Origin of the sequence: Enterobacter chinensis, assembly GCF_034008295.1 — a bacterium.
Taxonomy (GTDB): Bacteria; Pseudomonadota; Gammaproteobacteria; order Enterobacterales; family Enterobacteriaceae; genus Enterobacter; species Enterobacter chinensis.
In genome coordinates this window covers 197,366-210,562 of record NZ_JARDVI010000007.1, presented here as the reverse complement: position 1 = coordinate 210,562, position 13,197 = coordinate 197,366, and the positions used below count along the sequence as shown (strand labels likewise).

At 45.2% G+C, this 13,197-nt stretch carries 15 protein-coding genes; 4 read left to right on the top strand and 11 right to left on the bottom strand.

Features of this window, described 5'->3' with window-relative positions:
• The first annotated feature begins 79 nt into the window (after nt 1-79).
• From mtlD to PYW49_RS20080, 3 genes are read left to right on the top strand one after another with little or no spacing between them, the layout of a single operon-like run.
• Complete coding sequence (gene mtlD / locus PYW49_RS20090; protein ID WP_320387334.1) at nt 80-1,228, top strand: mannitol-1-phosphate 5-dehydrogenase; 1,149 nt, start codon at nt 80-82, stop codon at nt 1,226-1,228.
• A complete protein-coding gene (mtlR, locus tag PYW49_RS20085; protein WP_134348372.1) occupies nt 1,225-1,815 on the top strand; it encodes a mannitol operon repressor MtlR in 591 nt (196 codons plus the stop codon). Before mtlD ends, mtlR begins: the two co-directional genes overlap by 4 nt.
• A 58-nt stretch (nt 1,816-1,873) precedes the next feature.
• Nucleotides 1,874-2,236, top strand: a complete 363-nt coding sequence (locus PYW49_RS20080) for a YibL family ribosome-associated protein (protein ID WP_029742228.1) — start codon at nt 1,874-1,876, stop codon at nt 2,234-2,236.
• 66 nt (nt 2,237-2,302) lie between these two features.
• Here the strand turns inward: PYW49_RS20080 and PYW49_RS20075 are convergent, their stop codons facing one another.
• Nucleotides 2,303-2,590, bottom strand: coding sequence for a FidL-like protein (locus tag PYW49_RS20075; protein WP_320387386.1), 288 nt, complete (start codon nt 2,588-2,590; stop codon nt 2,303-2,305).
• Between the two features lie 194 nt (nt 2,591-2,784).
• Entirely contained in the window at nt 2,785-3,540 is a 756-nt protein-coding gene (locus tag PYW49_RS20070; RefSeq protein ID WP_134348370.1) for a winged helix-turn-helix domain-containing protein, read from the bottom strand.
• Between the two features lie 267 nt (nt 3,541-3,807).
• Between PYW49_RS20070 and PYW49_RS20065 the strand changes: the two genes are divergently transcribed.
• Nucleotides 3,808-4,977, top strand: a complete 1,170-nt coding sequence (locus PYW49_RS20065) for an HD-GYP domain-containing protein (RefSeq protein WP_320387333.1) — start codon at nt 3,808-3,810, stop codon at nt 4,975-4,977.
• Nucleotides 4,978-5,078: 101 nt separating this feature from the next.
• Here the strand turns inward: PYW49_RS20065 and PYW49_RS20060 are convergent, their stop codons facing one another.
• From PYW49_RS20060 to PYW49_RS20020, 9 genes are all read right to left on the bottom strand, one after another.
• Complete coding sequence (locus PYW49_RS20060) at nt 5,079-5,450, bottom strand: hypothetical protein (protein ID WP_320387332.1); 372 nt, start codon at nt 5,448-5,450, stop codon at nt 5,079-5,081.
• A 538-nt stretch (nt 5,451-5,988) separates the two neighbouring features.
• Nucleotides 5,989-6,468 carry a FidL-like protein gene (locus PYW49_RS20055; protein WP_320387331.1) on the bottom strand — a complete coding sequence of 160 codons (480 nt, stop codon included), beginning with the start codon at nt 6,466-6,468 and terminating at the stop codon, nt 5,989-5,991.
• Nucleotides 6,461-7,207, bottom strand: a complete 747-nt coding sequence (locus PYW49_RS20050) for a winged helix-turn-helix domain-containing protein (RefSeq protein WP_320387330.1) — start codon at nt 7,205-7,207, stop codon at nt 6,461-6,463. Before PYW49_RS20050 ends, PYW49_RS20055 begins: the two co-directional genes overlap by 8 nt.
• A gap of 234 nt (nt 7,208-7,441) precedes the next feature.
• On the bottom strand, nt 7,442-7,765 hold the full coding sequence (locus PYW49_RS20045) for a hypothetical protein (protein ID WP_320387329.1): 324 nt from the start codon (nt 7,763-7,765) through the stop codon (nt 7,442-7,444).
• The gene (locus tag PYW49_RS20040; RefSeq protein ID WP_134348364.1) at nt 7,765-8,115 is read right to left on the bottom strand and encodes a hypothetical protein; all 351 of its coding nucleotides are present in this window, start codon (nt 8,113-8,115) and stop codon (nt 7,765-7,767) included. The genes PYW49_RS20045 and PYW49_RS20040 overlap by 1 nt, the downstream gene beginning before the upstream one ends.
• Before the next feature lie 224 nt (nt 8,116-8,339).
• A complete protein-coding gene (locus PYW49_RS20035) occupies nt 8,340-9,176 on the bottom strand; it encodes a fimbrial protein (protein ID WP_134348363.1) in 837 nt (278 codons plus the stop codon).
• Nucleotides 9,155-11,512 (bottom strand): fimbria/pilus outer membrane usher protein, encoded by a 2,358-nt coding sequence (locus PYW49_RS20030; RefSeq protein ID WP_320387328.1) that lies wholly within the window; start codon nt 11,510-11,512, stop codon nt 9,155-9,157. The genes PYW49_RS20035 and PYW49_RS20030 overlap by 22 nt, the downstream gene beginning before the upstream one ends.
• Nucleotides 11,513-11,594: 82 nt before the next feature.
• On the bottom strand, nt 11,595-12,170 hold the full coding sequence (locus PYW49_RS20025; protein ID WP_320387327.1) for a fimbrial protein: 576 nt from the start codon (nt 12,168-12,170) through the stop codon (nt 11,595-11,597).
• A gap of 26 nt (nt 12,171-12,196) precedes the next feature.
• Nucleotides 12,197-12,892, bottom strand: a complete 696-nt coding sequence (locus tag PYW49_RS20020; RefSeq protein ID WP_320387326.1) for a fimbrial biogenesis chaperone — start codon at nt 12,890-12,892, stop codon at nt 12,197-12,199.
• Nucleotides 12,893-13,197: the final 305 nt, after the last annotated feature.

Sequence of the window (13,197 nt, the reverse complement as noted above, 5' to 3'; positions counted from 1 at the left end):
ATGGGGAGAGGGCTAGGGTGAGGGGAAAAGTTCCTGACCCCAGCCCTCTCGGGTAAAAACATTGATAAAGGTTAACACTATGAAAGCATTACATTTTGGCGCAGGTAATATCGGTCGTGGTTTTATCGGTAAACTGCTGGCAGACGCGGGCATTACGCTGACATTCGCCGATGTGAATCAGGTCGTCCTGGATGCCCTGAATGCCCGTCATAGCTATCAGGTTCATGTGGTAGGAGAAAACGAGCAGGTTGAGACGGTATCTGGCGTCAACGCGGTAAGCAGCATCGGCGAAGATGTTATCGACCTGATCGCCAGCGTCGATCTGGTGACCACTGCCGTGGGCCCGGTCGTGCTGGAGCGCATCGCCCCTGCCGTCGCAAAAGGTCTGGCAAAACGCAAAGCACAGGGCATCGACACCCCGCTGAACATCATTGCCTGCGAAAACATGGTGCGCGGCACCACGCAGCTGAAAGGCCACGTGCTCAACGCTGTAGCAGACGAAGACAAGGCCTGGGTTGAAGCACACGTGGGTTTTGTCGATTCCGCCGTTGACCGTATCGTGCCGCCGTCAGAATCCGCCACAAATGACCCGCTGGAAGTGACCGTCGAAACCTTCAGCGAGTGGATTGTCGATAAAACCCAGTTTAAGGGCGTGCTGCCGACCATTCCGGGCATGGAATTAACCGATAACCTGATGGCATTTGTCGAACGCAAACTCTTCACGCTGAACACCGGGCATGCTATAACCGCGTACCTCGGAAAATTGGCCGGTCATCAGACCATCCGTGACGCGATCCTCGATGAGAAGATCCGTGCGGTGGTAAAAGGGGCAATGGAAGAGAGCGGTGCGGTACTGATCAAACGCTATGGTTTTGATGCTGAGAAACACGCAGCATACATCCAGAAAATCCTCGGTCGCTTTGAAAACCCGTATCTGAAAGATGACGTTGAGCGCGTTGGCCGTCAGCCGCTGCGTAAACTGAGCGCCGGCGACCGCCTGATTAAGCCGCTGCTCGGCACGCTGGAATACGGTCTGCCGCACGCCAACCTGGTGAAAGGGATTGCCGCCGCGATGCACTACCGCAGCGAACAGGACCCACAGGCGATTGAGCTGGCTCAGCTGATTGATGACAAAGGCGCACAGGCTGCGCTGGCGCAGATTTCCGGTCTGGACGCCAACAGCGACGTGGTTGCGGAGGCGGTTAACGCATACAACGCAACCAAATGATGCACAATGTGGCGCAGGTTAGCCTGCGCCCAGATAACAGATTGTCAGATATGCAGGCAATAATGGAACAAACCCAGGCCTTTGAAAATCGTGTGCTTGAGCGTCTGAATGCTGGCAAAACCGTACGAAGCTTCCTGATTGCTGCCGTCGAGTTACTGACCGAGGCAGTGAATATTCTGGTGCTTCAGGTGTTTCGCAAAGACGACTACGCGGTAAAATATGCTGTAGAACCGTTACTGGACGGAGACGGACCGCTGGGCGATCTCTCCGTGCGTCTGAAGCTGATTTATGGTCTTGGCGTGTTGAACCGACAAGAGTATGAAGATGCGGAGCTGTTAATGGCGCTGCGCGAAGAGCTCAACCATGACGGTAACGAGTACACCTTTACCGACGATGAGATTCTGGGGCCCTTCGGCGAGCTGCATTGCGTTACCGCACTCCCCCCTGCTCCGCAGTTTGATAATAGCGATCCAGAGCTATATGCGATGCAAAAGCTGCGTTATCAACAGGTTGTCCGTTCCACTATGGTTCTCTCCCTGACTGAGCTGATTTCCCGAATCAGCTTAAAAAAAGCGTTTCAGAAGTAAGCCTGCTCACATTGGTGTATCCTTCCCTGTAAATTCCCCGTTTTCAGAGTTATTTGTCATGAAAGAAGTCGAAAAGAACGAAATTAAACGCCTGAGCGACCGCCTGGATCTCATCCGCCACCAGATGGCTGGCCTCTCGCTGGTCGAGTCCGCCGAGAAGTATGCCGAGCTGGAAAAAGAGGCCGCCACGCTGGAGACAGAAATCGAGCGCCTGCGCGAAGTCAAAGGCCAGAAGCTGAGCAAAGAAGCGCAGAAGCTGATGGACATGCCGCACCGCCGTGCGATCACTAAAAAAGAGCAGGCCGACATGGGCAAGCTGAAGAAAAGCGTCCGTGGTCTGGTGGTCGTGCACCCGATGACCGAACTTGGCCGCGAAATGGGCCTGAAAGAGATGACGGGTTTTTGTAAGACCGCGTTCTGATACTCTTACAACCTCTGCCTCTGGCAGAGGTTGTATTAAGCCAATCAACGCGTATCGAGAACCCGGCTAATATTTGACGCAGGTATACTGCAGCGAGTAAGGACTACTCACAGTGAATATACTGTCTCTTATGTTCTTGATATTAAGCGTTAACGTGTTATTGTCACTGGTGTTTTCTAGCCACATTTGATCAAATGTATTATCCGAGGTCGTATCAAGCGGGGCTGCGACGATTCTATTGATTTTATAAGTGAACGTATCTTTATCGATTTTAATACCATTAGAAAGATATATCGTGCGCTCGAGATACATATTTTCGTCAGGTGATTTCACATAACCATTGTAATGGATCATACCCTCCTTTCTTTCATTATAGAGCTGTAAATTTTCAACAATGGAAAAGACTAAAGGGCCATTTTGCACATCAATCGTTGCTCTGCTAAATGCCTTGCATTTCAGAGGGGACACCATTTCATTGCCTCTCAGGAAAAGGGTAAGAGAGATCAACATAATCGTTGCCAACAATCCCACACTCAGCCATATTGTCTTCATTGCGTTTTATCCCATCTGTAGCGGTAGAAATTATCACATGAAATAACAACGCGGTCTTTCCCGGCATGGCAATACGACAAGACCTCTCTTGAATCAACTTTATCAGACAGACTTGTTTCACTGTTATAGATGATCACATCATTTTTTTTACATTGAATGCCATTATTTTTCATGATGCTCATGATTTTGCTTAATGCTTCTTTCTTTTCTTCATCAGAAATATATTTTAGATAATAAATATCGCATTCATTGTGTTGTTCATGAAGCACCGTCGCACCGTTATTTGTATCACCATAATAAAAGTATCCGAAAGCCGCCCCTATAAGCAAAGTAAGAATAATACTACCAATGAAAAAATGGCGCTGGAAATGGCCAGAAGGCGTAACAATGGATGGGGATGGGTCCGGAGAAGAAGGATCCGTTTCCAGAATCTCAATGCTGATAGCCGCATTCAGCCTGAACCCCAGTTTCGGCAAAGTAATAATGAGTTCATGACAGCCAAGCAGAGAAAGGTTACGGCGAAGAATACTGACGTATTGATTTAAGTTATTTCCAGAGGCATGCAAGCCATGCTTATCCCAGACGGTTTCCAGAAGATATTCACGCGTCAGCTCTCTTCCTTCAGACGACAAAAACGTCTCCAGCAATCGTGCAGCAGGTAAAGCCAGCCTGATTACATCCTCGCTGGAAGGCAAATGCAGGGTGCCGTCGTCGGTATTAAATACAACTAATCTATCAATGAGATATTTCATTTTGCCCTGATCTACATGCCGCATCTGCAAGAAGTATACAGGTTAAATGTCGCGATCTGAACTCTGCTATCCACTGCAATGGGAGATCGGGAATGCCTTACAATCCAAAATATAAAACCAAGAAAATATAACCCACCGGAATAAAAACCTATATATCTCATCATTTATGAATTAAATTGCTTGCGAACTGCAATTATTGTTTCCTGAGCCAGCGGCTAGAACTGCAGGCGAAAGCTAAAAAAAATGCTTTTGAACGGGAACATAATTGTGAATATTGCATTAACCGATTTTTTAACTGGCTTTTCCATAGCGCTCGACCGGCTAACTCCAGAAAGTGGAAACCGAGGATTACGACGCGCTTTTATCGCTATGACTCTTTTACGTCAGCAAGGCGCCAGTGAGTCTGTACAACAAAGGGTATATGTTGCAGCATTACTTTATGAACTAGGTTCGAAAAGAAGCTGGGGTTTATCCGATTGCCAAAAAGCTTTTAGCCAGGTATCGATAATATCAGACAGTATGCCTCTTATATTTGAAAAAAATGAACCACATCCCCATTGTCGTTTACTCGACCTGGTTGATAATTTTGATCTCCTCACCTTGAATGAACATCATCCAGGTCAATATCCTACATCTGCCATTGAAACCTTGTGCGATTCTATCGGCTCCCGCTACTCACTGGATGACATCCTCTCTCTGCGCGAACTTGAATACTATCCTGACATCAGGGGAAAGCTCGCCTCACCCAACTTATTAAATGATGTTCGGGCACTGTCTCCCTTTTCATCCCGAACGCTGACTGAGGATGACCTGAACCAGGTCGCAACTCTCATCGCCAGTATAGTTGACCTGCATTGCCTGTATAGCGTGCCCTATTCACCTCTGGTGGCTAAATATTGTGTAAAACTTGCTCGAATGTACGGCTTCTCGCAGTCGGGAATTAAGGAGCTGCGCCTGGCTGGCTTGCTTCATGGGCTAGGAAGACTTGCTTTTCCCGCCGGGCTTCTTACGAAGTCGTGCGCTTTGCCTGATAACACCATGGCATATTTAAAAGCGTACCCAATGACGACTCGCGAAATCCTTTCCTCAATACCGGGTATGTTCAGGACAGGAATGATTGCAAGTAGCCCTCATGAACAGCCTGACGGTAAGGGGTTTCCTGAGGGTTTATACGGCACACAGCTAGATCTCAGTGCCAGAATTATTTCAGTCGCCTGTGAGTATGTCTCTCTGCGTTTTAGCGCTAACGGCCGTTCACAATGCTCAACTACAGATGCAATCAGCCAGATGCAAATAAAAGCGGCAGCCGGTTCACTGGATCCTGACGTGGTTAACGCACTGAACATGGTTATTAAAGACGAAGATGTGAATGCCTATAAAAGCATCAAGTTTGATGAGTTACTGGAAGGAATAAATAATGTTAAGGATTATATTTGAAGTTTTTACGGTATTGATTTCGTTCTGGTACATCATATGGATATTGCTGATAAGTTCCGGGAAATTCTAACGCCTGCTTATGCCGCTTACCCGGTGAGCCATTAGCGGTAAAAGGCAACAAGTAATCCTTTAGTACGTGCGGCGTTCAGCCACTTTAACTGCATATGACCTACATTTCCTGGCAGGGCGAACGTCTGGTTATCTACAGAAGAAACATGATAAGAAGCCGTATGGTGTGCATTCTGTTTAGTGCAGTTTGAGCTGATATTGCCGTGTGACGTAGAAATGTGGCATACCGCCTCGGTAATCATCCCCTGAAATGAGACGGATGTTTGTGATGCTGCTGAACAGTTGGTAGCGAAAGCAAAAATCATCAGGGCCAGGAAATAACGCATCTTATTCATCTCTTTTAGAAAAATCTGGTTGGCTGCACTGCCAACCTCTGATGCATCTATATAACCATACATCGCCATCAAGGTGGTATCTTATGCTGCACAGCTCAAACATATAGATATTTATATTGGTTTTTATATTTCTAACAATAAAAACAAGCATTAAATGCTTGTTTTCATCTCCTGAGAGATTGCTAAATACCACTACTCCTGGACATTTATCATCAAAATGAGTGCATCTGGAGATGTAAGGGGCGGCAAGCGAAGAAATTACCGTAACAACGTAGCCATTGTAAGCCATCGGGAAGTGATTACTGGGGAACGATACAGAGAGAACGGGCAAACTGTCTCAGATGAACAGCATCCAGGGGTATAAAAAGAATGTAGTCATCCCTCAGACTGCTTCAAAAGTGCGAGTTGTACGGGTTTTGTCAGCGGCGCTACACGTGCAAAAGGCGACAAATAACAGCGCTATTTATTGATAAAGATGATGAGAGTGTGGCGAGGGATGTGCCATCCGGCAAGAAAGGCGATTGATAAACTGATAACCAGGTTTGCCACACACCGCAGGGATGAATTCATCCCAGTGGTATTGTGGCTTTCATCAGAAAAAAATTATTTAGTAGCCGTTGCAGGTAAAAATATAGCTGAGGGGCGTGCCGATGAGATAAAGATTCTCAGACAGGTGGTTGATATCAAAAGAAATAAGGGAACTGTCTCCTGTTAGCTCCATCAACAATGGCTCAAATTCCCGATCGCTTAACGTATCGTTTACAGATTTATGAATATTGGTAATATTAAAGAGCCACGAGTGTTTGTAGGCTTTTTTCCCATTGTTCATGTAGATTATGCGATGCAGTTTTTTTCGTCCCTCACTCGTTGAAGCATATCCTTCCAGCGTAAGATAAGCTGTATCGTGCCCCGATACCCGTAGATCCTGATTAACCATGATTTCTTCATTCTCAAGGAAATAGCGCGTTGGCCCATTGCAGCGAAAATCCTCGTACTTATCATCACTTTTAGTTTCAAAGAATGAAAATACAACCCCCACAAGAAAAAGGGCACTCAGGAAGAGGATGGCATATTTTTTTCTATTCATGATGTCTTTTCCAGTCCGAATAAAAAAAGTCAGTACAATTTGCTAACGTTTTTCCGCTCACATTATGGCAATACGAAAAGAAAGTCCGTCCATAGTCATTTTCATCCGGGATGGGGTCGACATTGTCAAACAGAAGAGTATTTCCTGCATCGCACTTAAGTTTCAGGTCCTTAAGCATCTCATTAATTTGAACTTTCGCGCGGATTTTCTCATTCTCGCTAAATTTATGTAAATAAAGCGCTTTACAGCCCGGAGCAACTTCAACCAAATCGCTGCTGACAATATCGTAGTGGGACGTAGACTGCTTGAGGGCGATGAAAACGGCTAAGGGAACGAGAATACATAGAAAAGCGATAACCAGAATCTTAAGATCTTTACCGTTTTGTTTACGCATTGGTCTATTTTCAGGTTCATTAACCTGATCACCGGGACCACTACGCGTTTCAATCTTGATATCAGTATTAAGACGAAAACCAATTTTTGGGATAGTGATAAACAGATTATCACACCCATGATTGGCAAGCGTTCGTCTAAGCATGCTCATGTATTGATTGAGATTGTTGTTGGACCCTCTTAGCCCATTTTTATCCCATACCTCTGTCAGCAAGTAATCACGGGTAACTAACTCACCTTCCGACAAGATAAGCAGCTCCAGCAACTGACTTGCAGGTATACTGAGCTTAATAAATTCATCATTATCACCGCATTCGATCGTATGGTCGGCGGGGTTAAATAACATGTTGTCAGATATGTAATAAAGCACAGTCGCAATCACTGAAAAAAAGTGGAGTCGAACTTTATCAGATCCCCTAAGAGAGAAAACGATCGGTAGCTATACGAAACCTAAACAACAATAAACACCCTCGCTCCTTTACGCCATGAGGTAACATTCACCCACTATATTTTACAATCTCTTAATGTGGGTGGATTTATTCCTACGTTTATCTTTCATGAAATACACAGATCATAAAATTTATAGAACGATAAGCAATAGCCCTCCGGTAAGAACCAATCCAGTGCCAAGCAACCTTAAACGAGACAATTTAAGATTTCCATTTAAAGCAACCCAGATCATATTCATACACAAGCAGGCGCCTGCTATGGTGATGCAGATAAGTGCAAAATCCAGGTAAGCGACATAGCTTGATAACGTATAATAAGACAACAATAAAGTGACTACATAAATAGAAAACGCCATTTTTCTGTTCAATCGCTGAGAGCCGGAGAGCAATGCCACCCCTAAAGAACGCGTCATGATGGTAACAATAAAATAACAGGTTAAATGTACGGTTTGCATCAATTAAAATCTTCTACTTTTGTCTTCATCAGGATGAAAAAACCAGCCAGTAGCATTATCCAGGCAAGACATGCTCCTGGAGACGGTTTTATATCGAAGAATACATAGTTAGCCACGACTGCCGTAAGCATTATTGCCCCGGTAATAATTGCGCAACTAACAATGCTGCCTTCCCGATCGTCTTTTTTCTTCGACCATGAAATGACGTAACCACCGCTCATCTGGACAAATGCACTGCACCAAAAAAAGAGATCGCTGGAGGAATAAACGGCCCACGCCATCAGGCACGTTGCCACAACGCTGCTGAAGATGGTGATAAGTAAGCCATATTTACTACTACTTAACCACATGATAGCTCCCAGAATTATCATTTTCGTCGGGCTCAAATAACACCACTGGCCGCTGCTTACAGCAAGATAAAAAGGTCCATCGAATATAATTAGATTTTTATCCTGTATTTAGAACATGATTTACAAATTAGCTCTGATGTTATGAGGAGATAACAGAATCCAGTACCAGCACAAGAACGTATGCCATCCAGGATGACATACGATTTAACTGATTGATTTTTGTTCTACTTGAGAGTGATGAGAACCGTGGCATCAGCGGAAAATCTTCCGTAATGGGCGGTCTCTCCGGGGACAGTAATTAAACGCGCGCGATAGGAAAAGGACGGGGAAGCATGGCTGATCACGGTATTAAACACCACCGGCATATTGTGGTCATCGGCAATCTGAATGCCAATATTGCCAAGTTGAGTCGGTAGCGTATTGCTATCGATAAGATCGCCATGGTAGGTGAACTGTAGATCAACTTTTCCATAATCATTGGGGTTCAGGCAAATAACGGGGATTTTAAAGCCGACACTGGGTAAATTTTCTCCGTTCTTGTTTAGCGTGAAGGACGGGAAAGTGACTTTGATTCGCTGAGTTGTCACCCCGCAAAGCGTGGTGTTAACAATCAACGCGGGTGGGTTTATGCGCAACAGCGGATGTGTCTTACCGTAGATGCTCAGTGACGGTATCGCGTACCGTCCCCCATGGAGATTGCCAATTTTATAGAGACGAAGAGAGAGACTTTCTCCTGGGATCCAGTCTGAAAGACTCGAAATACATCGATTGTTGTCTTTATCGCAAAGGCTGAAACCAATTCCCGGTACAGTTGTTTTAAAAATACTTCGTGAGGTGTCCCACATCCCGGCATCGGTGGCAATGGAAAGCTGTGTTTCATTTAACGCACTGGCAGCCAGGGAAGAGAGGGGTAATGTTTTTAACAGGGTTCCATCCTCTTGTCCTGCCATATTTTGCAATGTTATTGCTGGCATATTTTGCATCAGAGTCGTGGCAGAGGTGGAGAATGAGACAACCAGCGCCAGCAGAGCGCCGTTTTTTATCGGCATTGTAATTCCCATATGTGCTTTTTCTTGTTAACTCCATTGAGATCAATAGTACAGACGGCATGAGTAGACGAGTCGCTGGCATGATAGGGCCAGCGATGTTGAAGAATATCCAGCGCGATTAATCCCCCGGCTGAAACGATCCCGACACGTTGATTATCAGCATCATAAATTTGCGACCCAAACGGTTCAGGATCGCCCTTTGTACTGTAAATGTGCGCATATTGAATCTGTACCCGCCTGGCTTTGGTATCGACTTCCACAATGGCCCCCGCGCGTGGAGCGGTTTGATAGATGTTACTGTCGATCTCGATCTGTTGATTTAGCCCCTCGGAAGAGAGTGATGTTTCGTTATAGCGATATGGTGAGACGTCATTCACAATCGCGTTGCCGAAATAATCCGTCGTGACGTCATTAACGTCAGTGATATGCAGCCCTGATATACGATCGGTGTGGACTAAGATGCTACTCACACCAAGGGGTTGTCCAAAGGTAATGCCATGATGATGAACGACCATGGAGCCATTCAACCCGATGCTCAGCTCTTTGCTGTCTCCCCCCTGGCTCCAGCCCGCGCTGAGGTTTCCTTTACCGGCGCTCCAGTTCAGCGAGGAGTCATATTGCTGCTGCCCCGCCGTTGACGATACGCCAGAGTCGAAATTCAGGCTGTCGTCATCGAGCAAACTCCCCGAGAGCGAAAGGCGGCTATCTGTTGCTGTCCCATGTGACTGGCTATAGTTGACGTAATATTTTTCCTCTTTACCCAGCGGTATTGAGGCATTGAACGAGACACTGTTTTCAGAACTGTCGCCATAGCGATGGGTAATATTGGCAATGAATTGCATATCCCGGAGACTAAAGACCATGCTGCCGCCCATCTCCCTGCTCGTTTCACGCTTAAATCCATACTGCTGCGTGTAGTTTAGCGTCAGGTTTACAGCGCCTAACTGCTGGCTGAGCTGTAAGGCATATCGCGATTTATAATCACTTTTAGGCGAAGCCCTTACCGCATCTTCGAAGTCGGAATAGCCCTGGGATAATTTATTTTCCGCGGTAAAATAGAGATAGCTGTCTGTCAGGCCAATGCTATGCGTCAGGCCAGATTTAATGACATAACCTTGTTTCTTCTGTATGAAATCACTTTGGCTTTTATTTAACGTCACGTAAATACCACCCAGCCATCTGATATTTGCTCCCGTGCCAGCAGCAACATTCAGGTAGTGGTTTGCATATTGAAAACCGTTGATGAGTGTTATCGCGTTCGAAACACCGTACAGGCCATTAGCTTCGAGTAATTGTGGAGCAGAGGATAACGTCCGGTTACGTCCAAGGTAGACGCTGTAGCGAAAGACGTTTTCAGGCACCAGAACGTTGACGGAATTGTAAGGCTGGATGAAGTGTCGGTTTTCGCCGTTTGCCTCGATAACTGAAATATCCAGATCCCCTGCATTTGACGAGGCTGGGATATCTTTTAAGGCAAAGGGACCAGGCGTGACCTTCCGTGTAGCGATTACCAGGTCGTTTTGCTTAATAATGACAGTAGCATTCGATTTTGCTACGCCCGAAATCACCGGAGCATAGGTTCGCTGAGCGTTCGAGAGCATATCAGTGCTTGTGGCGAGTTTCACACCACGAAGATTCTGGGAGGGAAACAGATCGCCCGAGGTAAAGAAATCACCGGCAACGGCTGTACTTCGTAATGCATCCATATCATGACTGATATAACTTGTGCTGCTGACGTAGTGCATTCCAGAGTCGTCGGATTTTGTCATAAACCCGTTGTTTCTGAACTGAAATCCAGCCAGATTAATACCGTTAGTGAAATTTCCGTAAAATGATTTAACATGCGTCGTGCTACGCGTATCATCGTAATTAAGGTTATAGGTGGTAAACGCAGAATTGATACCATCCTGCCATTTTTCAGGAGGCGCGATATCATTTATCGAGGTGATATTCAGATATTTCTGCGGGATCGTAATTGAGAGTGTGTTTTCACCCTGATCCAGTTGCATGCTGGTTTCTGGAATATAATCCTCTAGCGGTCTGGGATCGTCATAGCAGTGTTCAATTACCACGCCCCACTGCTTGAGGGTGTTACAGGAAAAAACTGCGCTAATTTTATCAGCGCTGATTTTTTTATATGTAATCTGTTGCTCCGGTAGTTCTTTATCATTCAGATAGACGGTCAGGGAATATTCACCTGGTAACACGTCATTTCCTTTATCAAACTCAGCAGCATCCTTTATGCTTACACCGCCAACATCCTCGAAGAAAGAGAGGTCATATTTTTCTTCTGAGTGGGCGGTTGAAAAAATAAAGAAAACAAGAGAAAAAATAGCATTTTTCTTCATGTGATGCTGTTCAGCTTAAAGATTAATCAGGTACAGAAGAGCAGCAAATAACCCTGCCGCTTACGTGGCAGGGTCCATCTGTTTATTTATAATATATTTCAAATACAGCATCGGTAGCGAGTTTACCACCAGTGACATCGCCAGATGCACGAACGTATCTCGTGCTAAGTTGAAGTGTATTATCATTGTTCTGGAAGGCGTTAGTAAGGCCAGCAGTATCGCTATTTAACTCTTGCCCGATTGGCAGGACGGTATTTCCGTCGCCGCTAAAGATCTGCAACCCCATTCCTTTCGCTGTACCGTGGGTATTTTCAAGAATATTTTTCTCTCCTTGCCCCGTAATTTTCATATGCATCCTGTTGGCTTGAAAGTGGTCTGCACATGAAATATGGAGAGAAAAATCTTTCTTTTGTGTATTTATTGCTGGATCTCCCTCTGCCAGTTTATCAAATGCCGCAGTACTCACCACAGGCAGCACCACCTTCATCGATTTACCTTTAAAAGAACACGTCGGCTCTTCAACTAACCCGTTAAAATGAACGGTAGTTGAAGCGTGCAGAGCTGTCGCATTGGCGTTGTCTGTCGACGTGCCTGCAAAAGCAGAACCGGCAACACCAGTGAGAGCAAACGCCATTGCCAAAGAAGTCAATTTTTTCATTATATATCCACTTTTTTATAAAGAACTCATCGAATTTGTGATGAAGTCATCTCTGTTACGTCACCAAAATCGCTGATAGCGTTCCAGGAGATAGAATTAACTTTTGCCATACCTTGCAACTGCACAGCTTTTGTTGAAAAGGGAGAAATCATATCGACGTCAATCTTTGTATGGCCATCAATCATCGCGTGATCAATGGTGATAAAATAAGGGGTCGGATTATTTACCTCAATGTTTTTACCCGCGCGCCGCCACGTTAATTTTTTCCATGCGTCGCCAGATTCAGGTTCAATGCCTGCGGGGCGATAAAATACTTTTATCTTTGTTTGCATCGCCAATAACAGTTCAGAACTCGAAGAGTTGGCATCAACACGAGGGATCTCTTTCACGTTGAGCCAGAAGAGTTGCTCACTTTTATTATTTTTTAAAGCTGGGTCGACCAGGCTAAATCTTAACTCAACTTTATGATTAGCTTTTATTTGTGCGACAGGCGGCTCAACTAAAATATCTTGCTGCGGTTTACCTGCGTCATCTTCCACCCAGCTCTGCATTAAATAATCATTGTCTGTCGGGTTATCAACTTTTATTGACACCTGGTTTTCGCTTGCCGGAAATATAACCCTTGTTCCACTCAGCACCAGCGCTGCTCTGGCGTTAAAAAACGGCAGCAGCACCGCTATAACCAGCAGTGCTCCGTTGCGTAAACGTTTCCAAGAAAACATATCGTTAACCTATCTAAATACCGGGAAGATGCCTGGAAGCAGTTCGCTCTCATCACAAAATAGAAATTTCGCCTTTTAAGCAGAATAGGTCTTTCGGAAAGAAGTTTCCTAAACGATTCAAAAATAGTCTTTATGGAGGCTGTGCCGGGTGAACGTTTATCAGCATAAGTGAAACTATCAATACCTAAATGTTAAAAAAATCGCACTACGAAAACATGCCATCCTGATATTGGTCCTACCAATAGACGAAAAAAATCCCCATGATTCACAAAAACATCGTTTACATCACAAAACTATTGCCGACA